Here is a 23,750-nt window from a genome sequence, read left to right as displayed (position 1 = left end):
AAGGCCACCTTCACTGCGTTGAACGCAGTGAAGGTGGCCTTCACTGCGGGCTGGCTAACATGGCCGCCATGCTCCCTACCACCGAACTCGTCCTCCTCCGCCGGATCGCGACCGAGCAGGTGAGCGGCCGCGCACCGTCGCTGGCCGCCGCGGTGGTCCGGGACGGCGAGATCGTGTGGTCGGGCGCGCGTGGCGCCGTCGACGGAACGCCGCCCGACAACGCGACGCAGTACCGCATCGGCTCGATCACCAAGTCGCTCGTCGCCACCGTGGTGCTCCGGCTGCGCGACGAGGGCAGGCTCGACCTCGCCGACCCGCTCGACAAGCACGTGCCCGGCACAAGCTTCGGCGGGTCGACCATCGCCCAGCTGCTCTCGCACACCAGCGGACTCACCTCCGAGTCGCCCGGCGCGTGGTGGGAGCGCTCGCCCGGCGGCACGTGGACCGACCTGAGCGCGAGCCTCACCGCGGAGGAGGTCAAACACCGGCCCGGCCGCCGATTCCACTACTCCAACGTCGGGTACGGCACGCTCGGCGAGCTGGTCGCCAGGCTGCGCGGCACGAGCTGGCTCGACGCGCTACGCGCCGAGGTGCTCGAACCGCTCGGCATGACCAACACGACGGCGGCCCCCAGCGGCAGGCACGCGGAGGGCTGCGCGGTACACCCCTTCGCCGACGTCGTGCTGCCCGAGCCCGCGTACGACGCCGGGGCCATGGCGCCGGCGGGACAGCTGTGGTCGTGTCTCGACGACCTCGCGAGCTTCACGGCGTTCGTCGGCGGACGCACCGGCGACGTGCTGAGCCAGGACACCGTGGCCGAGATGCGCGAGGTGGCGACGGTCGACGACGGCGACGTGTGGAACGCGGGCTACGGACTCGGCCTCCAGCTCGTCCGCGTGAACGGCAAGCGGCTGGCCGGGCACACCGGTTCGATGCCCGGCTTCCTGGCGTGCACGCTGATCGACCCGGCGACCCAGACCGGCGCGGTCGCCTTCGCCAACACCACCGCGGGCGTCGGCATCCTCTCCCTCGTCACCGACCTCATCTCGATCGCCGACGACTACGAGCCGCCGTTGCCCGCCGAGTGGAAGCCCGCCGACATCGACCGCTCGCTGCTGCCGCTCACCGGGCTCTGGCACTGGGGCCCGGCGCCGTACCACTTGCGTGTGCTGGGCAACGGCTGGCTCGACCTGGTACCGGCGACCGGCGCGGGCCGCGCCTCGCGGTTCCGGCCGCTCGGTGAGGACCGCTGGCTCGGCCTCGACGGCTACTACGCGGGCGAGACCCTCACGGTCGGCAGGGCCTCCGACGGCACGCCGACCCACCTCGACCTGGCGACGTTCGTGTTCACGCGCACCCCATACGACCCATCGGCACCGGTGCCCGGCGGCGTGGACGAGGCCGGCTGGCGGGCGTGAAAGACTACGGGCATGACCGAAGCCGCTGAGTTGACCCTTCCCGCAGAGCTCAAGCCCTCCGACGGCCGGTTCGGGTGCGGACCGTCCAAGGTTCGCCAGGAGCAGCTCGCAAGCCTCGCCAAAGAGGGTGCGAACGTCCTCGGCACCTCCCATCGGCAGAAGCCGGTCAAGTCCCTCGTCGGCAGAGTGCGCGCCGGCCTGACCGACCTGTTCGGCCTGCCCGAGGGCTACGAGGTGGTGCTCGGCAACGGTGGCACGACGGCGTTCTGGGACGCGGCCGCCTTCGGTCTGGTGCGCGAGCGGGCACAGCACTTCACCTACGGTGAGTTCTCTTCGAAGTTCGCGACCGTGACGAACAAGGCGCCGTTCCTCGGCGAGTCGATCGTCGTCAAGGGCGAGCCAGGCAGCGCGCCCGAGATCGCCTACCAGCAGGGCGCCGACCTCGTCGGCTGGGCGCACAACGAGACCTCGACGGGTGTGGCCGTTCCGGTGCGGCGGCCAGAGGGTAGCGAGGGCGCGCTCGTCGCGATCGACGCGACGTCGGGCGCGGGCGGCCTGCCGGTGAAGGCCGAGGACTTCGACGTCTACTACTTCGCGCCGCAGAAGTCGTTCGCCTCGGACGGCGGGCTGTGGATCGCGCTGATGTCCCCCGCCGCGATCGAGCGCGTCGGCGAGATCGGCTCCTCCGACCGCTGGGTGCCGGAGTTCCTTTCGCTGCCCACCGCGCTGGACAACTCGCGCAAGGACCAGACGTACAACACGCCCGCCGTGGCGACGCTGTTCCTGCTCGTCGACCAGATCGAGTGGATGCTGGCGAACGGCGGACTCGACTGGACCACCTCGCGCACAAGGGAATCCTCCGGCCGCCTGTACGAGTGGGCCGAGAAGACGAGCTACACGACGCCGTTCGTGAGCGACCCCTCGCTTCGCTCGCAGGTCGTCGGCACCGTCGACTTCTCCGACGACATCGACGCGGCCCTCGTGGCGAAGACGTTGCGCGCCAACGGGATCGTGGACGTTGAGCCGTACCGGAAGCTCGGCCGCAACCAGCTGCGCGTCGGCATGTTCCCCGCCATCGAGCCGGACGACATCACCGCGCTGACCAAGTGCGTCGACTGGGTCGTCGAGCAGCTCGCCAAGTAGGCGATCCCCTTGCAGTGAAGGCCACCATCCCTGCGGTCAACGCAGTGAAGGTGGCCTTCACTGCGTCTGTGGGCCTTTCGCCGGGCCGGAAATCACTGAGATGGATGTGCGCGGGACTCGGCGCGCCTCGCCGGTCAAGGCGACGCGCCGTTCTACCGTGGACACCTATCACGGTGAACGCGCTATGGGAGGCGGGAATGCGAACGCTACGGGTGGTGGGGCTACACGAGGACGGTAAGTCCATCGTGTGCGAAGACCCGGCACGCCGCGAGCGTTTCCTGCTGCCTGCGGACGAACGGCTGCGCGCGGCCGCCCGCGGCGACATCACCCGCCTCGGCCAGATCGAGATCGAGCTGGAGAGCCACATGCGACCACGCGAAATTCAGGCCCGGATCAGGGCGGGCGAGTCGGTGGAGCAGGTCGCCAGCACCGCCGGAGTGCCGCTCCAGCGCGTCGAGCGCTTCGCCTACCCGGTGCTGCTGGAGCGATCCCGCACCGCCGAACTCGCTCAGCAGGCACACCCCGTGCGCGAGGACGGCCCCGACGTGCAGACGCTCGGCGAGGTCGTCGCGTACTCCTTCGGCGTGCGCGGGCAGGACTACTCACAGGCGACGTGGGACTCGTGGCGCGGCGAGGACGGCAGGTGGGTCGTCGGGCTGCAGTGGATGGCGGGCCGGTCGGAGAACCGGGCGCACTGGGCGTTCTCCCCCGGCGCGCACGGCGGCACGGTGACCGCGATCGACGAGCTCGCCGAGGCACTGCTGGACCCGAACTCCTACCGCGTGCCGAGGGCCGTGGACCGGCCGGACGACGACGAGCAGCCCACGCTCGACTACCGGGCGGACGCGGGGGCGAAGGTCATCGAGGCGCCGATCCCGGAGCCGAGCGACGACGACACCACGGAGATGCCGCGCGTCGCGGCCGAGGACCCGGACGCGCTGCTGCCGGAACCCGAGCCGCAGGCCCGCCCGGCGAAGCCGAAGCGGAAGAAGAACCACCCCGCGGTGCCTGCGTGGGAGGACGTCCTGCTCGGCGTCCGCAGCCAGCGGGGGTAACGACGCCAAAAGCACCCAAGGCCACCTTTGTCGCGCTGAACGCGACAAAGGTGGCCTTGGGGAGCTTCAGGCGATCAGCTGTTCTTCGGGCTGGCCCACTTGACCTTGGGCAGCATGTTCTCCATGTTCACCCGGTGCTTGTTCTCCTCGACGATGGGGAACAGCGACTCGATGAGCGTGTCGGAGAGCAGGTGCGGCTTGAGGCCGAGCTCGATCAGACCGGTGTGCTTGACGTTGTAGTAGTGCTCCGCCAGCTCCCAGCGGGGGTTCTCCAGGTAGTCGATCTGAACCGGACCGGGGAAGGTCTCGGCCACCAGCTCGGCGACCCCCTTGACCGAGAAGCTCTCGGTCATCTGGTTGAACACGCGGAACTCACCGCGGTCGGCCGGGTTCTCAACCGCGAGGCGCAGGCACTCGACGGTGTCGCGGATGTCCAGCATGCCGCGCGTCTGGCCGCCCTTGCCGTACACGGTGAGCGGCTGGCCGAGCACGGCCTGGATCACGAAGCGGTTCAGCACGGTGCCGAACACGGCGTCGTAGTCGAGGCGGGTCGCCAGGCGCGGGTCGCGGACCGTCTGCTCGGTCTGCTGCCCGTACACCACGCCCTGGTTGAGGTCGGTGGCGCGCATACCCCAGATCCGGCAGCCGAACTCGATGTTGTGCGAGTCGTGCACCTTGGACAGGTGGTAGAACGAGCCCGGCTTCTTCGGGTAGAGCATCCGGTCCTTGCGACCGTTGTGCTCGATCTCGATCCAACCCTCTTCGATGTCGATGTTCGGCGTGCCGTACTCACCCATCGTCCCGAGCTTCACCAGGTGGATCTCGGGGTTGATCTCGGCGATGGCGTACATGACGTTGAGGTTGCCGACAACGTTGTTGTACTGCGTGTAGACCGCGTGCTCACGGTCGATCATCGAGTACGGTGCCGCCCGCTGCTCGGCAAAGTGGACGATCGCGTCCGGCTGGAACTCGCGGACCATCTGGTACACGAAGTCCGCGTCGACAAGGTCACCCACGTACATGGGCATCTCCTTGCCGGAAACTTCCTTCCACGCCGCCACACGGACGCTCAGGTCCTCGATGGCTACCAGGCTCTGGGAGCCCAGCTCTTCATCATACTTCCTGCGGGCGAAGTTATCGGCCACAGCAACCTCATGGCCACGGTCCGAGAGGTGAAGCGCCGTCGGCCACCCCAGATATCCGTCACCACCGAGAACGAGGACTCGCACGACTCGACTTCCTCCAGATCGTTACCTGACCGTGTACCGGATTTGATCTCCGGCACCCCCGGTCTCTTGTCCGGTCCACCTTGTCTTAATAACGGGCTGACATCAACCCGCGGTAAGAATAAGGACGCTGTTGCCACCACCCGAAAGGCGGTTGGCACAATGGGGTGTGTGAGCACCGTAACCGCAACCGCGCCCAAGCCGCCGCAGCCGCACGCTGGCCAGCCGCGGTTCTTCGCTCGCCTGGTCAGGGCGGGTGCCAGCTCCGTGCTGGCCACCGCGGCCAGCCAAGTCACCCTGATCGGACTGCTGTGGTGGGGCGCGAGCCCGACGGCCGCGAGCGCGGTCGCCTTCGTGGCGGGCGCGATCCCCAACTGGTTCGTCGCACGGCGCTGGGCCTGGGGACGCAAGGGCAAGCCCGACTTCAAGCGGGAACTGCTGCCCTACCTGGTCGTGATCGGCCTCGGCGCGGTCGCCTCGGTCGGCCTCACCACGATCGCCGGCATGATCACCGAACCGCTCGAGATCTCCGGCTTCACCCGCATCGTCGTGCTCGACGTCGCCTACCTGAGCAGCTACGCGATCGTCTTCGCGTTCAAGTTCGCGCTGCTCGACCGGCTCGTCTACCACCGCGGCAATGTCCCAGCGACCGCGTCGCAGTAAAAAAGCGCCTCAGTTCAACGAGAACGGCCCCAGGCTCCAATCCGGAGCCTGGGGGCCGTTCTTCTTGTTACGTCTGCGAGCGGGACGCTCAGGCGGTTTCGCGTGCGTCCGTGGCCGTCCGCACCGGCCGGGGCGCCGCGGCTCGCCGCTTGCCGCCCCTCAGCACGTACTCCCGCAGCCACGTCCCGGTCATCACCCTGGCGTAGTTGGCGCCGTACTTGAGGCTGCGGCCCTTCTTGCTCTGGCCGTTGTTGCGCAGGTGCATCGTCATCGGCACCTCGAGCACGCGCGCGCCCCTGGCCATCACGCCGAGCAACAACTCGGACGACTGATACTGCGGTTCACGCAGTGTTACCGCAGTGGCCAATTCCGCGGTCATCGCACGGAACCCAAAGGAAGTGTCCGTTATCTTCCGCATTGTCAGAATTGAGGCGAGAACGGCGAAAACGCGAACGCCGAGCCAGCGGACCTTGCTGTCGTACTGTCCCGTGCCGAGCCTGCGGGAGCCCGTCACGAAGTCGGCGCTGCCGTCGAGCAGCGGCTTGACGAGCATCGGCATCTCGGCGTTGTCGTACTGACCGTCGGCGTCGGTGGTGACGATGTACTTGGCGCCGTACTCGGCGGCGAGGTGGTAGCCGAGCCGCAGCGCGCCACCCTGGCCGCGGTTGCGCGGGGCGACGCACACGTACGCGCCGTTGTCCTCGGCCACCTCGGCGGTGTTGTCGGTCGCGCCGTCCACCACGACCAGCGTGGAGACCGAGAGGTCGCCGCAGTGCGTCGGCATGTTCCGCAGCACCGGCCCGATGCCCTTGGCCTCGTTGTAGGCGGCGATCACCACGACGAGCGGGGTCAGCGGCGCCTCGCCGTACCGGGCCCGGAAGTCGGCGACGGCGCCGTCGTCGACCTCGTCGGGGTAGTCGGCCATTTTCGGCCTGCGGCCCCCGGAACCCGGATCACGCTTGGCGAGCCCGAACATCGCGGCGAGGCCGAGCGCGCCGCCGAGGGGCAGCAGCACCAGCGCCGGCAGCTGGTAACGCCACGAGAACTCGAACGCGGCGGAGCCGAGCAGGACGATGAGCCCGCTGCCGGTGGCGAGGAACGCCGCGGCGCGCAGGCCCGACCTGCGGGCCTTGCCGACGCCGAGCGCGCCGAGCAGGCCCAGCACCCCGGCGAGGGCCAGTACGGGGCCCCACGTGTAGCCGCCGCCCAGCTGGTAGTCCCGGAGGAAGGCGGCGAGCTCGACGTTCACGCTCGGCAGCACGCCGTCGTAGGCAAGCGTCGTCGCGTTGTAGATTTGCACGCTTTCTGCCCCAATGTCGTGATACGGGTAGATTGTCTGGAATTGCCAGCGCTCGACTGGCACGTCGTTGGGGGCCGTCGTCTTGACCGGCGCGAAGTTCTTCGAGAAGTCATGAAGGATAGCCGTCACGAAATCGACAGGTTGATTCCGGATGACCGTCCACGCGAACTCGTCGGCCAGCTCCTCTTTGGTGCGGTCGTCGGGCAGCGGCACGTAGGGCCAGTTCGGGTCCCCGTACCGGAAATGCGTGTAGTAGTCGATGCTGAGCCGCTCGTCCAGCGGCTCGGGAGGACAGAAGATCAACAGACCCGCGTCACCGGTGGGCAGCTCACTGCAGTCGGCGATCGCCGCGGTGCGCCCGTAGAGGACGTTGCCCTGCGCCCCGGTCAGACCCCACCGGCCGGCCTGCGAATTGAAGTACGCGGCGTACGCGACCAGCGGGATCAGGAACCCGAGCGCGCCCGCGAGGGTCCGGACGCCGATGCGTTTCCAGCCCGCGCGGCTACGCCACGCGCCACCAGCCAGCACCAGGTACAGCGCCATCGGCAACACGACCGTGATGCCGATGGTCCGCGTGAGCACCGCGGCGGCGACCAGCACGCCGGCCAGCGCCACCCGCCACCACCTCGGCTCGCCGCGCGAGAGCAACACCCAGAGCGCGCCGACGAGGAGGGCCTGGAACCACACCTCCGACATGACGTTCTCTTCGATCTGGAGCTGGTAGGCGTCCAGGAGCACCGGCGCCGCCACGATCGCGGCGAGCCACGTGCGGGAGGTGTAGCGGCGGGTGAGCGAGTACAGCGCCAGCGCGATGAGCACACCCACGACGTGCTGCACGGCCGCGACGAACCCGAACCCGCCGAGCGACAGCAGCCCCTTGAGGACCACCGTGTAGCCGAGCGGGTTCAGATCGGTCGGCCGCAGCGCCTCGAGGTTGTCGAGGTAGCGGAACGTGTCTATGTAGAGCAGCGCGGGCTGGTACGCGAGCCACGTCAGCACACGGAGGGTGATGCCGCCCGCGAGCAGGAGGAGCAGAAGCCAGTGGCGGCGCAGGAACCCGGTCACTCAGCGCACTTTCTGCCTGTCGTGGTCGAGGAAGTACTGCCAGGTGGCAGCCAGGCCGGCCTTGAGGTCGTAGGCGGGCGTGTAGCCGATGGTGTCGGCGCTGCGCGAGATGTCGACGACCACGGCGGGCATCTCCCCGCCCGGCGCCGGCACGTGCTCGACCGGGATCGGGCAGCCGGTGACCTCCCGAACCGTCTCGATGAGGTCGAGCACGGACACGGACCGGCCCGCGCCGACGATCGCCCTGCCGACGTGACCGGAGTCGAAGGCGAGCAGGATGCCGCGCACGACGTCGTCGAGGAACACCAGGTCGCGCCGCTGCTCACCGGTGCCGTAGACCTTCACACCCGATTCGGTCAGCGCGGCCCGCATGAGGCGCGGCACGAAGCTGTCCTTGTGTGACATCCCGGGCCCGTAGACGTTGGTGAAGCGCAGCGCGCACGTGGTCATGCCGTAGGCGCCCGCGTAACCCGACATGAGCATCTCGCAGGCCGCCTTGGTGGCGCCGTACGGGGTGAGCGGGGCAAGCGCGAGGTCCTCGGTGATCGTGCTGGTGCCCACGTCGCCGACCACGGCGTTCGTGGAGGCCAGGATGAACTTCGGGACGCCGTGCATCCGCGCGAGCTCGAGCAGCTCGTGGGTGATCGCGACGTTCTCCGAGTACGTCTTGGCGGGCATCTCCCTGGACTTCAGCACCGAGGTGATGGCCGCGAGGTGGACGATGCCGTCCGTGCCTGGCAGGATGGCCCGCTCCCGGATGGCGGGGTCTGCGAGATCGCCCTGGATGTGCGTGACGCCCTCGTCCTCGACGGTCCCCGGTTGACGGTCGACGACCGTGACGCGGGCACCGCGCTGGCGAAACGCCGCCACCAGAGCGCGCCCGATGAAGCCGCTACCGCCCGTAACCACGACATTGCACACGTCTGGTGTGATCGACGAAGCCATGGCCGCCAAACTACCTGTCGCCCGAATGGAGCCTTTCAGGGTGTTCCATATTACGTTGCCGACCTGGAGAAACCCACTATTGGTCCAACTGGGCCACTAACCCCTTCGGGGCAACTTGCCGGTAGGCGTCGGTGACGATTTCGGCGATCTCCGCCCAGTCGACGGTCACGTCCAGCCACACCCCGAGCCACCCCCGGTGGCCGACGTAGGGCGGCCGGAAGAACCGGCCGGGATCCTGCGCGACGAGCGCCTCCTGCGTGCCCGGCTGCGCGGCGCACCAGAACGCCACGCGGTCGTCGTGGTGGTGGTCGGCGTAGGTGACGAACGTCTTGCGGTCCCGCACGAACCACGTGGGCTCGCCGTGGCTGAGCCGCTCCGTGGTCTCCGGCAGCGACAGGCAGATGGCCCGCAGCCGTTCCAACGGATCCGTCATGTCCGGATTGTGCCCCTCAGAACACGATGATCAGTACCCCGATCCAGGACAACGCGACGCCGGACGCGACGCCGAGCACCACCCAGCGCACGATCGGCAGCCTGCGCCCCAGCCACAGCGACGGCGCGAGGCCCGCGCTGACCACGAGCGCGGCCACCAGGCCGACCCACTCGGTCGTCTCCGTGGCGAGCGTGCTCACCAGCGCCAGCATCGCCACGATCACGAAGACACCGAGGAACACGGCCACGATGAGGCCCGTGCCCCACGGAGTCCGCTCGTCGACACCCGGCCGTGAGCCGATCAGCCGTGTGAGCCGGGAAGCCCGGGGGGCCACCGGCTCGCGCTCGGGAGCGGGCACCACGAGCGTCCGGTCGGTCACCGGGTCCCAGTAGCTCACCGAGACGCCCAGCGACTCCGCGACACGGCCGGCGAGCTGCCTGCCCCGGCGCGACACCACGTCACCGCCCTCGCCGCTGCCCGTCCTGCGCACGGCGGAGGCCACGCGTGCCCACTCGTGCAGCGCGTCGGCGAGGTCGGCGTCGAGCGCGAGCGAACGCGGGTCGACCTCGTGCGCGTTCACTCCACCCGCCAGCATCGCCCGGTCGCCCCGTACCCGGAGCTCCACCTCGGCGCCCCCCGCCACCTCAACCCCGCCCTGTCACCTCGTAGAACGCCACGGCCGCCGCGGTGGCGATGTTGAGCGAGTCCACCCCGCTCGCCATCGGGATCCGCACGGCCAGGTCGGCCGAGGCGAGCGCCTGTTCCGAGAGGCCGTGCCCCTCGGAGCCCAGCATGAGCGCCACCCGCTCGCCCGCGACCGACGGCAGTTTAGTGAGTTCGACCGCGTCGGGCCTCGGGGTCAGCGCCGCGACCCGGAAGCCGTGGTCGCGCACGATGTCGAGCGCGCCGGGCCAGTCGTCGAGACCGGTGAAGGGCACCCGCAGCACGTGCCCCATCGACACGCGCACGCTGCGCCGGTACAGCGGATCGGCGCAGCCGGGGCCGAGCAGCACGCCGTCGACGCCCAGCGCGGCGGCGTTGCGGAACAGCGAGCCGAGGTTCTCGTGGTCGCCGACGCCCTCCAGCACGGCGAGCACGCGCGCCCCGGCGAGGATCTCCTCGAGCGGCGGCCGCGGCACGCGGTCGGCGACGGCGAGCACGCCCCGGTTGAGGTGGAAGCCCACGACGTTCGCCATCGTGTCCGCCGACGTGACGTACGCGGGCGCGGTGACGTCCGCGAGGTCCTCGGCGAGCTCGGCGAAGCGCCGTTCGACGCCGAGCAGCGCCCGCACCCGGTACCGGGACTCGATGAGCCTGCGGACGACGACGGTGCCCTCGGCGATCACGAGACCGCGGCCGCCGGGCCGGTCGGGCCTGCGGTCGGCGGTCGTGAGATCACGGAACTCGTCGAGCCGTCCGTCGGCGGGATCCTCGAGGTAGATCAACGGCGCCACCTGCCGAGTCTCCCATCCGCCGCACGCCGAGGCGTCGGTGCTCCGAATGCTGGGTACTTCTCTGGTGCGAACAGGTGTTGCTTGCGCTCCGTTAGCAGGAGGTGACGGACGGCACTAGTTTGGCCGCTAGCTCCGGCCCCCCTCATATGCCAACGTTTTCGCCTGGCAGGGACAACGCCGGGGCGTTTCGGGGAGCCGTGGCCGAGGTTGAAAAGGGATACGCCATGGGCAAGGACGTGTCACCGGACTCCTTCAACCCACGGGACAGGGGGCGATACCGCCGCAAGATGCAGCGCTGTCTCGACACCCTGGCGCGGATGCTCGCGGACGGCAGTTTCTCCTTTCCCCGCAAGCACATCGGGCTCGAGGTGGAGCTGAACCTCGTCGACGCGGCGATGCGGCCGTCGATGTCGAACGCCGCCGTGCTCGAAGCACTCGACGACCCGTCGTTCACCACGGAGCTCTCGCAGCACAACCTGGAGCTCAACGTGCCGCCGCGGCCGCTGGACGGCGACTCCGCGCTGCAGCTGGAGGACGACCTGCACGCCTACCTCGGCATGGCGAACGCCAAGGCGGAGGAGACGGGCGCGCACCTCGCCGTGATCGGCATCCTGCCGACGCTGAGCAACGAGCACTTCGACCAGAAATGGCTCACCAACAGCGCCCGCTACTCCTTGCTCAACGACCGGATCCTCGCCGCCCGCGGCGAGCACACGCTGCTCTCACTGGAGGGCACCGGGCTGCCGGGGCAGCAGCCGGAGCGGCTGCGCACCTACGCCGAGTCGATCCTGCCCGAGGCGGCGTGCACGTCGGTCCAGCTGCACCTGCAGGTGGCGCCCGAGGAGTTCGCCGCGCACTGGAACGCCGCGCAGTGCCTGGCTGGCGTGCAGGTGGCGCTCGGCGCGAACTCTCCGTTCCTACTCGGCAAGGCGCTGTGGCAGGAGACGCGCATCCCGCTGTTCCTCCAGGCCACCGACACGCGCCCGGAGGAGCTGAAGAACCAGGGCGTGCGGCCGAGGGTGTGGTTCGGCGAACGCTGGATCACGTCCATTTTCGACCTTTTCGAGGAGAACGTCCGCTACTTCCCAGGGCTGCTGCCGGAGACCGACGAGGAAGAGCCGATGGAGGCGCTGGAGTCGGGGCTCGCACCGAAGCTCTCCGAGCTGCGCCTGCACAACGGCACCGTGTGGCGGTGGAACCGGCCGGTGTACGACGTCGTGGACGGCAAGCCGCACCTGCGCGTCGAGAACCGGGTGCTGCCGGCGGGCCCGACGGTGCTCGACATGATGGCCAACGCGGCGTTCTTCTACGGCGCGCAGCGGGCTCTGGCGGAGCAGGAGCGGCCCGTGTGGACACAGATGTCGTTCCAGGCGGCGGAGGAGAACCTGTACGCGGGAGCCCGCAACGGCTTCGACGCGCAGCTCTACTGGCCCGGCAACGGCTGGCTGCCGCCCGACGAGCTGGCGCTGCGCGTCCTGCTCCCCCTCGCCCGCGAGGGGCTGCGCAACTCGGACGTCTCGGACGCCGCGGCCGACCGCTACCTCGGGGTGATCGAACGTCGCTGCGTCACCAAGCGGACGGGCGCGGCGTGGCAGCGGGAGACCGTCGCGAACGCGCAGGCCAGGGGGATGGACCGGGACACGGCGCTGGCCACCATGCTGGCGAGGTACCTCGAGCTGGCGAAAGCGGGCGAGCCCGTGCACGCCTGGCCGGTAACCTGACCCTTCACGGGAGGTGCGCGGATGCCCAAGATCATCGGTGGCTCGCTGCACGAGCATCGCGAGCAGGTCCGCACGAGGGTGTTCGACGCGCTGCGCAACCAGCTCTACGAGCGCGGGTTCGACGCGATCACGCTCGCGGGCGTGGCCGCGGAGGCCGGCGTCGGCCGCACGGCGATCTACAACCACTTCCCCGACAAGGAGCACCTGCTCGTCGCGTTCGTCGAGCAGGAGGCCGCTCAGTACGTGACGCGACTGAGCGAGGCGGTGGCCGCGGCGCCGGACCCGGTTGAGAAGCTCGCGACGTTCGTCCGGCTGCAGCTGCGTTCGCTCGCCGACCACCACCTGCCGCCGGGCAGCACGCTGGCGTCCGCGCTCGCGCCGTCGTCGTACCGCCGGATCGCCGCGCACGCCGACCCGATCACCGAAGAGCTGCGCGGGATCCTGGCGGAGGGCGTGGCGAGCGGGGTGTTCCCGGAGCAGGACCCCGCGATCGTCGTTCCCATGATCACCGCGGCGCTCGGCGCGCGGCAGGTGGTGGACGTTCCACCGGAGGAGCTCGAGGCCGCCATCGGCACCGCGTTGGCGTTCATCCTGCGCGCGGTCGGAGTAAAACCCGCCGGTAGCCCGAAATAAGGGTAGCCTAACTACGGAGTTTCGCCTACGCTCGTTCTGACAACGTGTCAGAACGAGGAGGGCGTGATGACGGTGACGGCGTTCTCGCAGACACTGCGCGAGTCCACGAAGCAGGTGCACGACCGCGCGCACGGCTCGGTCTACATGGGCGCCCTGCTCGACGGAGCGCTGAGCCTCGAGGGCTACACCCGGCTCGCCGCGCAGTACTACTTCATCTACTCGACTCTCGAAGCGGCGTCCGACGCGATGGCCGACGATCCAGTCGGCGCGCCGTTCGTGATCGACGAGCTGCGCCGCACCCCCGCACTGGTGGCCGACCTCGAGTTCCTCGCGGGCCCGAACTGGCGGGCCGAGATCGAGCCCGTGCCCGCGACCGAGGAGTACGTGCGCAGGCTGCGCTCGGTCGCGTTCGACTGGGCGGGCGGCTACGTCGCGCACCACTACACGCGCTACCTCGGCGACCTCGCGGGCGGCCAGGTGGTCGGCTCCCTGCTCAAGCGCACCTACGGCGTCACCGGCCCCGGCGCGCTGTTCTACGACTTCGCCACGCTCGGCAGCCCGTCGGTGTTCCGCAAGCGCTACCGCGCGCTGCTGGACGGGGCACCCTGGGACGAGGCCGAGCGCCAGCGCGTCGTGGACGAGACGCTGATGGCCTTCGAGCTCAACATCGCCGTGCTGGCCGACCTCGCCCGCACGATCGAGGACCACCGGGCCGCGTGAGCGTCGTAACACCCTCTTGACCTCCAGTTAGCTCGACATAGCAAGGTCAACTGGCAGCGGCCCGGTTAGCCAGCGAATCGGCTGGCTACTAGGTTTGCAACCTGAAGGACTTGTGTCGAAAGCACGGAAGAAGGAGGGCTAATGCCCACGTACGAGCTCCCCGATCTCGACTACGACTACGGCGCCCTCGAGCCGCACATCTCGGGTGAGATCAACGAACTGCACCACAGCAAGCACCACCAGACGTACGTGAACGGCGCGAACCAGACCCTCGAGAAGCTCGCCGCCGCGCGGGACGCCAACGACTTCGGCTCGATCGTCGGCCTCGAGACCACGCTCGCGTTCAACCTCGCCGGTCACGCCAACCACGTCGTGTGGTGGAAGATCCTGTCGCCGAACGGTGGCGACAAGCCGACCGGCGAGCTCGCCGCGGCGATCGACGACGCGTTCGGCTCCTTTGACAAGTTCAAGGCGCAGTTCACCGCCGTCTGCACCACGATCCAGGGCAACGGCTGGGGCGCGCTGTCGTGGGACCCGATCGGCAAGACGCTGATCACCCAGCAGCTGCGCGACCACCACAACAACCTGATCCTGCCGACCACGCCGATCCTGCTGGTTGACGTGTGGGAGCACGCGTTCTACCTGCAGTACAAGAACGTGAAGCCGGACTACGTCAACGCCCTGTGGAACGTCTTCGACTGGGCCGAGATCGGCAAGCGCTTCGAGGACGCCAAGGCCGGCCGCAACGGCCTGCTCCTCCCCTGACCCCTTCGCGGGACGGAGGACCTGACGGCCCCCAAGGCCACCTTTGTTACATTGAGTGCACCGAAGGTGGCCTTGGGGGCCAGTTCGTATACAGGTGCGGACAGGAACGGGGCCCCGGGTCGGTGTTACCNACCCGGGGCCCCGCCCGTTCCCGAACTGACTGCCGCTCCCACCACGAAGCGGACATGTATGAGGTTAGCCTAACCTCATCCCGCTACGCAAGGGGGTCCGTCGCGCACGGTAGAGGACCACCGCGCACACCACCACCGCGAGCGCAGCGATCGCCCCGCCGAGGTAGAACGGCGAGCGCCCGCCGAACGTCTCGGCCATCCAGCCCGTCATCGGCCCGCCGACGGGGTTGCCCCCCATCAACACCAGCACGTACAGGCCCATCACGCGGCCCCGCATCTGCGGGCTGACCGACGTCTGTACGAGCGCGTTGGCCGTGTTGAGGAATGTGATCGTCGCGAACCCCAGCGGCACCAGCGCGAGACCGAACGCCAGGTACGTCGGCATGAACGCCGTCCCGAACTCGATCGCCCCGAGCGCGAACGCCGACAGCAGCAGCACCCGCACGCTCGGCTTGCGCCTGCTGCCCCTGCGCGCCGAGGCCAGCGCGCCCGTGAAGGTGCCGACCGCGAGCAGCGTGGAGAGCATGCCGTAACCGTCGGCCTCGGTCCCGAAGACGTTGCCCGCCACGATCGCCAGTGACGTGAAGAACGTGATGCCGAACGTGCTCACGAAGAAGACGAGCACCATCACCGTCATGAGATCCGAACGTCCGCGCACGTAGCGAAGGCCCTCGCGAAGCTGCCCCTTCCCGCGCTCGACCGCCGGTCCCCGGAAGAGCTGGTCGGCCTTCATGAGCGCGAGCCCGGCGATCACGGCGAGGGTGCTCACCGCGTTGGCGACGAACAGCCAGCCGGTGCCGACAGCCACGATCGCGAACCCGGCGATGGCGGGCCCGACGATCCTGGCCATGTTGAAGATCGACGAGTTGAGCGCCACGGCGTTGGCGACCTGGTTCTTGCCGACCATCTCGGCGACGAACGACTGCCGCGTCGGCACCTCGAGCGCCGAGAGGATGCCGAGCACGAAGCACAGCAGGTACACGTGCCACAGCACGGCAACGTCGGTGAGCACCAGCACGCCGAGCACGGCGGCCTGCACGAGCGTGCCCGCCTGAATGGCGATGAGCAGCTTGCGCTTGTCGACACGGTCGGCGAGCACCCCGGCCCACAGCGACAGGAGCAGCGTGGGCGTGAACTGCAGTGCGACCGCGATGCCGAGCGCGACCGGGTCGTAGCCGCTCAGCGTGAACACGAGCCAGTCCTGCGCGATTCGCTGCATCCACGTGCCGACGTTGGAGATGATCTGGCCGGAGAAGAACAGCCGGTAGTTGCGCACTCGCAGGGACGCGAACATGCCGCTGCGCGGTTTGTCCGGTCGGGCGGCTACGGCTGATGGCGTAACGGGTTCGGGAACAGATGTCTGAGCTGCGCTACCCGTGATGCTCACGCCGTGTTGTCGCCTCCCGCGACGAGGGTGGGGGCGTCAGCCGTGGCCCGCCATCCTGTCGATGATCTCGGCGGCTCTGGAGAGCACTTCGCGCTCCTCGCCGCTCAGTTCCGCCAGTTTTCCGTCCAGCCAGGCCTCACGCGCGGAGATCGTCGCGTGCACGTACTCGAGCCCCTTGTCGGTGATCGCCACGATCGCCTGGCGGCCATCGGTGGGATGCGGCGTGCGCTCGACGTAGGCCAGTTCTTCGAGCGCCGCGATCACCCGCGTCATCGACGGAGGCTGCACGCCTTCCTTCGCGGCCAGCTGACCCGGGGTCATCGCGCCGCACTTGTGCAAAGTGGACAGCGCGGAGATCTGGGTCAGCGAGAGGTCCTCGCTGGTTCGCTGTGCCCGTAGCCTGCGGTTCAACCGCACGACCGAGAGCCGCAGGTGGCTCGCCAGCGACCGGTCTTGGGCAGGGTCGGACACATGCTTAGCATACCTTACGATCTGGCCGGACCTGCGTCGATGGTGAGCAAGGCAACGACTGTCACCCGATCAGCCGCTGCACGTCGGAGTACGAGGGCGCCGCGAGGGCCGGTTCGGAACCGTCGCGGATCGCCACGGCGGTGTCGACCGTGGCCCCCAGCGCCGTGCGGAACAGCAGCGAGCCGGTGCTGACGCGCCGCACCCCCAGCTGGCCCAGCTCCGCCACCGAAGGGCCGCCGGGCAGGTAGAGCACGTTGAGCGGCAGGTCGACGCCCTCGGCCACGGCCGCGATGTCCGGCAGCCTCCCCGGCACGAAGATCCCGTCGGCCCCGGCGTCGGCGTACCGCCGCGCGCGGTCGAGCGTGGGCGCGAGCGAACCGGTGTCGACACCGAGCCAGTAGGTGTCCACACGGGCGTTGACGAACAGCCCGGGCACCCGGTCCTTGATCGCCGTGATCAACCCGGCCTGCGCGCCCGGATCGGCGAGTGTGCCCTCACCCCGCCCGTCCTCGATGTTGACGCCCACGACGCCCGCTTCGGCCAGCTCCAGAGCCAGCTCGGAGACCTCGCCGGCGTCGCCGCTGAACCCGCCCTCGACGTCCACCGTGAGCAGGCACGGCAGCTGCGTCAGCCGCCGCGCCAGTGCCACGGTCTGCTCGCGGGTGCGGCCCTCGCCGTCGGGTAGACCGTGCGCGGCGGCGACGCCGAGGCTCGTCGTGCCGATCGCGGGGAAACCCGCCGCGACCAGCGCGGCGGCGCCGGCGTGGTCCCAGGCGTTGGGCAGCAACAGCGGCTCAGCGCCGTGGTGCAGGTCGTGAAAGGCGGCGAAGTCGGCGGTGCTCATGGCATTCACGGTAGGAGCGCGACTCTTCGGTGTGGGCCGAACCGTCGGCGGCGGAGAATCGTGGCCATGGCCCGCCCGTCCGAACTCGCCGCGCTGGCCCGGCTGCTCGGCGACGACACGCGCGCCCGGTTCTGCCTCGCGCTGCTCGACGGGCGCGCGTGGACGGCCGGTGAGCTGGCCACGCTCGCGGGCGTCAGCCCGTCCACGGCGAGCGAGCACCTCGGCAAGCTGGTCGGAGGAGGGCTGCTCGTCGAGCGCAGGCAGGGCAGGCACCGCTACGTCCAGCTCGCTGGCCCGAGGGTCGCCGAGCTGCTCGAAGGGCTCGTCGCACACCTCGAACCTGCGCCCGAGCACCCGGCGTCGCTGCGCACGTCGCGGGTTTCGGCCGCGCTCGCGCGGGGCCGAACGTGCTACGACCACCTCGCGGGCAGGCTGGGCGTGGCGATCACCGACGCGCTCGCCGCGCGTGGCCTGCTCGACACGACGGCCGGGTTCGCACTGACCAGCGACGGCGTGGACTGGCTGACCGGCCCGCTCGGCATCTCGCCCGAGGACCTGCGGAGCAGCCGCAGACCGCTCGCGAAGGCGTGCCTCGACTGGACCGAGCGCCGCTCGCACCTGGCCGGCCTCGCGGGCGCCCAGATCTGCGACCGCCTGCTGGCCACGGGCTGGATCAAGCGCATCGGCACCCACCGCGCGGTGACCGTCACCCCGGCCGGCACCGAAGCCCTGCGAACCCTGCTGGACCTGGACCTCACCCAACTGCAGTGAAGGCCACCTTCACTGCGTTGAACCAACACAGCGGCGCGCAGCGTCTCCGTTTGGGCGGCGGCGGGAGACGGGCGGGCGCAGGCATGGTGGCCTTCACTGCAGTTGGGCGCAGGCATGGTGGCCTTCACTGCAGTTGGGCAACGGCCTCAGCTGAGCGCGGCCTGGATCGGGCCGATCGCGAAGTAGACGACGAACGCGACCGAGACGATCCACATCAGCGGGTGGACCGTGCGTGCCCGGCCCGTCGCGGCCTGGAGTACCACGTAGCTCACGAACCCGGCGCCGATGCCGTTGGCGATCGAGTACGTGAACGGCATGACCACGATCGTCAGGAAGGCGGGCAGCGCGACGGTGAAGTCCCGGAAGTCGATCTCGGTGATCTGCCTGATCATCAGCGCACCGACAACCACGAGCGCGGGCGCCGCCGCCTCGATGGGCACCACCTCGTAGAGCGGCGTGAAGAACATCGCGGCGATGAACAGCAGGCCGGTCACCACGTTCGCCAGGCCCGTGCGGGCCCCCTCTGCGATACCGGCGGCCGACTCGACGTAGACGGTGTTCGAGCTCGCCGAGGCCGCCCCACCGGCGACGGCGCCGAGCGAGTCGACGAACAGGCCCTTGCCGACGTTGGGCAGCTGGCCGTCCTTGTCGGCGAGCCCGGCCTCGCGGCCGAGCCCGGTCATGGTGCCGATCGTGTCGAAGAAGTCGGTGAGCACCAGGCTGAACACCAGCAGCGCGGCGGTGATCGCCGGGACCTGCACCCAGGCGTCGAAGTTCACCTCGCCGAGCAGCGAGAGGTCAGGGATGCCGAAGACCTCGCCGGGCAGCGCCGGGTAGCCGAGGTTCCAGCCCGTGGCGACCTCACCGTTCGAGGGTCCCGCGTTCACGATCGCCTCGACGACGATCGCCAGCACCGTGCCGAACAGCACGCCCAGCAGGATCGCGCCCTTGATGTTGCGCGCCACCAGGATCGCCATGACCACGAGCGTCACCACGAAGACGGCCGTGGGCCACGACGCGATGGACCCGTTGATGCCGAGCTGCACCGGCGTGCCAGAGCCTGGCGTGACGAACCCGGCGTCCACGAGGCCGATCAGCGCGATGAACAGGCCGATTCCGACGGCGATGCCGACCTTGAGCTGCGGCGGCACCGCGTTGAACACCATCTTGCGCACGCCGGTGATCACGAGCAGCAGCACGACGAGTCCGTTGACGAGCACGAGCCCCATCGCGGCGGCCCAGGTCATCTGTGGCGCGATCGTGTACGCCACGAGCGCGTTGATGCCGAGCCCCGCCGCCAGCGCGAACGGGAAGTTCGCGACGACGCCCATGAGGATCGTCAGCACCCCTGCGACGAGCGCCGTGACGGCCGCGACCTGCGGGACACCGAGGATGGCCCCCGTCGAGTCCGTCTTCGCGCCCGGCCCCTCGGCGCTGAAGCTGCCGAGGATGAGCGGGTTGAGCACGATGATGTAGGCCATGGTCACGAACGTGACCAGTCCGCCGCGCACCTCTCTGCCGACCGTAGAGCCGCGCTCACTGATCTTGAAGAAGCGGTCGAGCGGCTTCGTCGTCGGCTTCTCGGTGCTCGTCCGTGCCATCGTCACCTGCCTTCAGTCGTACCGGCAGCGGTAGCCTGTCCCACGTGGACGAAGCCAGCAACTCCCCGGGTGTTACAGGTCAGTTTCGCCCGCCGCCGGACCTGCCGAAGGTGCTGGTGGGTCTATGGGCGCCGGTGATCACAGGGACAGTGATCTGGCTCATCGCGTTCGCGGCGATGCTGATCGCCGGCGTCGACGGTGACTGGCTGTGGACCACGCTGGCGGGCGCTGGCCTCGGCTGCGTCGGTTTCGTCATCATCGCCTGGCAGTCGGCGGCCTCCCGCCGCGGCTCCCGTGGAGCCCAGCGCGTCCTCTGACCACCCGCAGTGAAGGCCACCTTCACTGCGTTGAACGCAGTGAAGGTGGCCTTCACTGCGGCTAGGTGAGCAGGGTGCGCGGGTCGGGGTCGTCCAGCAAGGCCTCGATCGTGAGCCGCTCGGCCCAGCGGTCCGCGGCCCAGGCGAACGCCCTCGCCAGTCCCTCCGAGGTGTCGGCCGCGTGCAGGGCGCCGTCGAACCACCACGGCACCGCGCCCGCGCCCACGGTCAGCTTCTCGTGCACGACGACACCGCCGTCCGGCAGCTCGACACCGAGCAGGTCGGCGACCTCGCCGATCGCGGGCAGGTCCCGCCACGCGGCGAGCTCGCCCTCGCTCGTCACCTCGGCCGTCGTGACGTCACCGGCGAGCGGCAGGTCGAACAGCTCGGCCAGCGCCGGGGCGTCGGCGTAACCGGGCAGCGCGACGAGCCGGTTCGCCTGCCACGCCGCCGCCAGCCACGGCGCGTCCAGCACCGCCGCGTCCGCCGCGTCGGCGACGGAGCCGTCGAGCGCGCGAACGCGCGCGGGCGGGTCGACCTCCTCGGCGTACTCCGGCGGCAGGCCGGCCAGCGCCGCGTGCGCCCTGAGCACGAGCCCCGGCGGCAGCACGCGGTCGGGGTCGGCCAGCCGCGCGCACAGGTCCTCCGCGTCCTCGGCTGCCCTCGGCGTCAGGTCGCGGCGCACGCCGAGCGCCTCCAGCAGGTGGGTCGGCAGTCCGACGTCGGGCACCGGCTCGTAGAGCCCCGCCAGGTGCTCGGCCTCCGGCAGCCGCCACTCGCCGGGCGCGCGGTCTTCGAGCAACGCCGCGCGCGCGAGCCACCAGCGCGTGTGCCCTTCGGGTTCGCTCAGCGCACGCCACGTCTCCGGTCGCGCCGCGAGGAGCCGCACGGTGGCGGGCCAGGCGTCGTCGGCGACCAGGTCGAGGTCGCGCACGGCGAGCACGCGCGCGGGCGGCGTCTCGCGGGAGTCCCACCACTCGTCCTCGTCCGGCAGGTCGTGGTCGGGTCCCGAGGGCTCCTCGTCGTCGACGACCACGAACGTGTCGAGCACGCCCACGCCCGTCAGCACGTCGTCCGGCCAGCGCCGCGCGAACCCGGCGTCCAGCACGTCGAGCGGCGCCTCCTCGCCGAGCGCCTCGGGATCGAGCACGTCCAGCAACGGGGACTCCGGGAGGACGAGCTCGTCGGCCCGCCGCCAGCCATCGCGCGCAGGCAGCGCGAGCGCGCCGAGGTCCTCACCGGAGGTCCCGCCAGCCAGGCGCAGCACGGTCTCCACGAGCGGCAGAACGTCCACTCCGGACAGCGCGTCCTCGACGCTGCGCTCCACGGCCTCCCCCAGCGCGGGCGCGGCCAGCAGGTCTCCGGGCCCGGCGAGCGTGGCGCCGAGCCGCCGCAGCAGCGGGTGCACGGCGTCGGGATGGACGATGTGCAGCCCGACGATGTGGGCGTCACCGACCGGTTCGGGGTCGTCCACCAGCAGCGAGCCCCTCGGCCCCGGCACCGTGCGGCCGTCGGCGAGCGGCACGGGCAGCGCGCCCAGCTCGTGGGGTGCGATCGCGTGCCGCTCGACGGCGTCGAACAGCACGGCGTAGAGCGCGTGCCACCACGAAGGTTCGCGCGTGATGCCGGTGACCGCCTCGACCAGTTCGGCGACGCCCACGGTGCTCGCGCCCACGCTCGCGAGGACCTTCGCGATCTCGGGCCCGCACAACGGGGCGGCGACGAGGCCGGGCAGCACGTCGGCCAGCAGCTCGGTCAGTCGGGGCTCGTCGGCGCCGAGCACGCGCGCCCGCTCGCCGGGCAGCTCGGCGCCCGAGGCGGCGGGTATCCACGAGTCCTCTGTGAGCCGACGCGTCACCAGCTCGCGCAGCTCGGTGTCCACTTCGGACATCGGAAACCCGGCTCTGGGCACGAGGGCGAGCCGGTGCCGGGGCGCCACGCTCCGGACGAGTCCCGGGTAAGCCCGTGCCGCCGCGGCGAGCGCGTCACGAGTGGAGGTACCGGCGAGCACCCGGCGGCGCGAGGGCTCCACCGGCACCGAGGCCAGCAGGCGGGCGGGCAGCGAGAGCCGCTCGTCGGTGGGCGTCGGCGTGTGGAGCACGTCCTGCTCGACCGGCCGCGGCACCCCGTCGGCGTCCACCGGGACCGCCCACACGCAGGCCTCGCCGGAATGCGTGAGCCAGCGCGTGCCCTGCCCGTCCGGTGCGGTCAGCTCCACGACGTCGCCATCGGCCGAACGCCGCCAGACCTCGCCGTCGACGTCGATCTCCGCGAGCCACGGCAGCGCCAGCAGCAGATCCGGCACCTCGGTACGGATGCGGTCGAGCACCTCGGTGTGCCCTTGGGTGCCCGTGCGCAGCGGCAGGCGCACCTCGGTGTCGAAGCCCTCGGGCACGGGTGGTTCGCCGGCGGGCACCGGCCACGGCAGCCGCAGGATCGGCACGGCCCCGTCCCGTCCGGACTCCGCGCGCGTGCGGTCCTCGGAGAACGCGACCCCGCCGGTGCGGGACACCACGCGCGGCGCCGACGTCACCGCGAGCACCGCGGCGAACCCGACACCGAACCGGCCGACCGCGCCCTCGCGCTTGCCCGACGCCCGCAGCGAAGCGAGCGCGGCCACACCCTCGGCGTCCAGCGGAGCCCCGGTGTTCGCGACGCGCAGCTCACCGTCCACAACGGAGACCCGGATCCGCCCGGGCTCGCCGGAAGCCGCTGCCGCGTCGGCGGCGTTCTGGGCCAGCTCGACGAAGAGGCGGTCGCGGTAGCCGCCCGCCCTCAGGTCACGCTCGGCGTTGGTGTCCTCGGTGAACCGGGTCGGCGAATCCCGCCAGGCCCGCAGGACCGACGAGCGGAGCGCACCCGTCGCGAAGGGGTCAGGACTCGGCGGGCTGCTCACCGGCCGCCGGTTCCATGTCGAGCAGCGAGTCGTCGTAGACGAGTTCGGCGACCGGCACCGACGACGTCACCTCCACCTCGACCTCGGAGTGCGCGCCGCAGCCGTACTCGGTGTGCACCACGTGCCCGTCGGCTGGCGAGATCTCGTTGCCGCACACTCCGAAGGCCGCGCGCAGCGAGCCGCCGAGCTGGAGGTAGAAGCCGCACGTGCCGCACACGTCGGGGGCGCTGCGCGCCATGTCCGAGCGGGGCCCGAACTCACTTCGGTGCCACCTGGTCGCGGCCTCCTCGCGGCCGTAGCGCGAGAGCACCCGCACCCGGCCGAGACCCAGCTCGTGGGCCGTCTCCTCCACCTCGGGGTCGTCGGAGTCGAGGTAGGCGGGCGCGAGCCGGAGGTCGTCGGCGTCGGTCGGGAAGATGTCGCCGACCCCGAGGTCACCGGGACGCACGCGGTGCTCCCACGGCACCCACCGGGGGGCCACCAGCGCGTCCGGCCCCGGCCGCAGCACGACCTCGCTGACCGTCACGGGCTCGTCGACCCCGGCCGTGGCCACGGTCACCGACCAGTGCCAGCCCCGGTATCCGGCGAGCTTGGAGTCGAACAGGTGGGTCGCCGACACGGCGTCCTCGTGCTCGACGGCGACGTGCTCGCCAACGTGCTCCGCTCCCGCGTCGAGCACGGCGGCCTCACGCGCCAGCTCGACCGCATCGACCAGCTTCTGGCGAATCGCGCCGTCGTCGAGGGTGAGCAGCAGGGTCATAAGCACCAATTGTGCAGCACGTAACCCAGCG

22 protein-coding genes are annotated in these 23,750 nt (G+C 70.3%); 10 read left to right on the top strand and 12 right to left on the bottom strand.

Annotated elements, in window-relative coordinates:
- Positions 1-68: 68 nt before the first annotated feature.
- The 3 genes from DI005_RS37445 (at position 69) to sepH (ending at position 3,616) form a co-directional block, all read left to right on the top strand.
- Positions 69-1,418 (top strand): serine hydrolase, encoded by a 1,350-nt coding sequence (locus DI005_RS37445; protein ID WP_112264706.1) that lies wholly within the window; start codon positions 69-71, stop codon positions 1,416-1,418.
- A 12-nt stretch (positions 1,419-1,430) separates the two neighbouring features.
- Entirely contained in the window at positions 1,431-2,561 is a 1,131-nt protein-coding gene (serC, locus tag DI005_RS37440; RefSeq protein ID WP_113645146.1) for a phosphoserine transaminase, read from the top strand.
- Positions 2,562-2,758: 197 nt separating this feature from the next.
- Positions 2,759-3,616, top strand: coding sequence for a septation protein SepH (sepH, locus tag DI005_RS37435; RefSeq protein WP_112264425.1), 858 nt, complete (start codon positions 2,759-2,761; stop codon positions 3,614-3,616).
- Between the two features lie 74 nt (positions 3,617-3,690).
- Here sepH and DI005_RS37430 read toward each other — a convergent pair whose 3' ends face one another.
- A complete protein-coding gene (locus DI005_RS37430; protein WP_112264426.1) occupies positions 3,691-4,845 on the bottom strand; it encodes an NAD-dependent epimerase/dehydratase family protein in 1,155 nt (384 codons plus the stop codon).
- 159 nt (positions 4,846-5,004) lie between these two features.
- On the opposite strand from DI005_RS37430, the gene DI005_RS37425 reads away from it, so the two are divergent.
- Positions 5,005-5,505 (top strand): GtrA family protein, encoded by a 501-nt coding sequence (locus DI005_RS37425; protein WP_112264427.1) that lies wholly within the window; start codon positions 5,005-5,007, stop codon positions 5,503-5,505.
- An 88-nt stretch (positions 5,506-5,593) separates the two neighbouring features.
- On the opposite strand, the gene DI005_RS37420 is transcribed toward DI005_RS37425, so the two are convergent.
- From DI005_RS37420 to DI005_RS37400, 5 genes are all read right to left on the bottom strand, one after another.
- On the bottom strand, positions 5,594-7,870 hold the full coding sequence (locus DI005_RS37420; RefSeq protein WP_112264428.1) for a glycosyltransferase family 2 protein: 2,277 nt from the start codon (positions 7,868-7,870) through the stop codon (positions 5,594-5,596).
- Positions 7,871-8,815, bottom strand: coding sequence for an NAD(P)-dependent oxidoreductase (locus DI005_RS37415; protein ID WP_112264429.1), 945 nt, complete (start codon positions 8,813-8,815; stop codon positions 7,871-7,873).
- A 76-nt stretch (positions 8,816-8,891) separates the two neighbouring features.
- Entirely contained in the window at positions 8,892-9,248 is a 357-nt protein-coding gene (locus DI005_RS37410; RefSeq protein ID WP_113645145.1) for an MmcQ/YjbR family DNA-binding protein, read from the bottom strand.
- A gap of 16 nt (positions 9,249-9,264) precedes the next feature.
- Positions 9,265-9,873 carry a DUF2537 domain-containing protein gene (locus DI005_RS37405; RefSeq protein ID WP_112264707.1) on the bottom strand — a complete coding sequence of 203 codons (609 nt, stop codon included), beginning with the start codon at positions 9,871-9,873 and terminating at the stop codon, positions 9,265-9,267.
- Positions 9,874-9,892: 19 nt separating this feature from the next.
- Entirely contained in the window at positions 9,893-10,702 is an 810-nt protein-coding gene (locus DI005_RS37400) for an RNA methyltransferase (protein ID WP_112264433.1), read from the bottom strand.
- Between the two features lie 224 nt (positions 10,703-10,926).
- Between DI005_RS37400 and DI005_RS37395 the strand changes: the two genes are divergently transcribed.
- The 4 genes from DI005_RS37395 (at position 10,927) to DI005_RS37380 (ending at position 14,541) form a co-directional block, all read left to right on the top strand.
- Positions 10,927-12,423 (top strand): glutamate-cysteine ligase family protein, encoded by a 1,497-nt coding sequence (locus DI005_RS37395; RefSeq protein WP_112264435.1) that lies wholly within the window; start codon positions 10,927-10,929, stop codon positions 12,421-12,423.
- Between the two features lie 21 nt (positions 12,424-12,444).
- Positions 12,445-13,056, top strand: coding sequence for a TetR/AcrR family transcriptional regulator (locus DI005_RS37390; protein WP_112264437.1), 612 nt, complete (start codon positions 12,445-12,447; stop codon positions 13,054-13,056).
- 66 nt (positions 13,057-13,122) lie between these two features.
- A complete protein-coding gene (locus DI005_RS37385; protein ID WP_112264439.1) occupies positions 13,123-13,776 on the top strand; it encodes a heme oxygenase (biliverdin-producing) in 654 nt (217 codons plus the stop codon).
- A 141-nt stretch (positions 13,777-13,917) separates the two neighbouring features.
- Positions 13,918-14,541: a superoxide dismutase gene (locus DI005_RS37380; protein WP_112264441.1), complete on the top strand. Its 624-nt coding sequence runs from the start codon at positions 13,918-13,920 to the stop codon at positions 14,539-14,541.
- Between the two features lie 195 nt (positions 14,542-14,736).
- Here DI005_RS37380 and DI005_RS37375 read toward each other — a convergent pair whose 3' ends face one another.
- The 3 genes from DI005_RS37375 to DI005_RS37365 all read right to left on the bottom strand — a co-directional run bounded on the left by DI005_RS37375 (position 14,737) and on the right by DI005_RS37365 (position 17,374).
- Entirely contained in the window at positions 14,737-16,059 is a 1,323-nt protein-coding gene (locus DI005_RS37375; protein WP_233520450.1) for an MFS transporter, read from the bottom strand.
- 36 nt (positions 16,060-16,095) lie between these two features.
- Positions 16,096-16,530, bottom strand: coding sequence for a MarR family winged helix-turn-helix transcriptional regulator (locus DI005_RS37370; RefSeq protein WP_113645143.1), 435 nt, complete (start codon positions 16,528-16,530; stop codon positions 16,096-16,098).
- Positions 16,531-16,591: 61 nt separating this feature from the next.
- A complete protein-coding gene (locus DI005_RS37365; protein WP_113645142.1) occupies positions 16,592-17,374 on the bottom strand; it encodes an isocitrate lyase/phosphoenolpyruvate mutase family protein in 783 nt (260 codons plus the stop codon).
- 66 nt (positions 17,375-17,440) lie between these two features.
- Between DI005_RS37365 and DI005_RS37360 the strand changes: the two genes are divergently transcribed.
- On the top strand, positions 17,441-18,145 hold the full coding sequence (locus tag DI005_RS37360) for a helix-turn-helix transcriptional regulator (RefSeq protein WP_113645141.1): 705 nt from the start codon (positions 17,441-17,443) through the stop codon (positions 18,143-18,145).
- 146 nt (positions 18,146-18,291) lie between these two features.
- On the opposite strand, the gene DI005_RS37355 is transcribed toward DI005_RS37360, so the two are convergent.
- Positions 18,292-19,746 carry an NCS2 family permease gene (locus DI005_RS37355; protein WP_112264450.1) on the bottom strand — a complete coding sequence of 485 codons (1,455 nt, stop codon included), beginning with the start codon at positions 19,744-19,746 and terminating at the stop codon, positions 18,292-18,294.
- 44 nt (positions 19,747-19,790) lie between these two features.
- Here DI005_RS37355 and DI005_RS37350 point away from each other — a divergent pair, with 44 nt between their 5' ends.
- The gene (locus DI005_RS37350; protein ID WP_228714078.1) at positions 19,791-20,063 is read left to right on the top strand and encodes a DUF2530 domain-containing protein; all 273 of its coding nucleotides are present in this window, start codon (positions 19,791-19,793) and stop codon (positions 20,061-20,063) included.
- A 61-nt stretch (positions 20,064-20,124) separates the two neighbouring features.
- Here the strand turns inward: DI005_RS37350 and DI005_RS37345 are convergent, their stop codons facing one another.
- Together DI005_RS37345 and DI005_RS37340 are read right to left on the bottom strand one after the other, a co-directional pair.
- Complete coding sequence (locus DI005_RS37345) at positions 20,125-22,959, bottom strand: sacsin N-terminal ATP-binding-like domain-containing protein (protein ID WP_113645140.1); 2,835 nt, start codon at positions 22,957-22,959, stop codon at positions 20,125-20,127.
- Positions 22,937-23,719: a DUF3027 domain-containing protein gene (locus tag DI005_RS37340; protein WP_112264454.1), complete on the bottom strand. Its 783-nt coding sequence runs from the start codon at positions 23,717-23,719 to the stop codon at positions 22,937-22,939. The genes DI005_RS37345 and DI005_RS37340 overlap by 23 nt, the downstream gene beginning before the upstream one ends.
- Positions 23,720-23,750 lie beyond the last annotated feature (31 nt).

The sequence above is a fragment of the Prauserella sp. PE36 genome (assembly GCF_003311655.1).
Taxonomy (GTDB): domain Bacteria; phylum Actinomycetota; class Actinomycetes; order Mycobacteriales; family Pseudonocardiaceae; genus Prauserella_A; species Prauserella_A endophytica.
The sequence above is the reverse complement of the archived record's forward strand: the minus strand, read 5'-3'. Positions and strand labels throughout refer to the sequence as shown.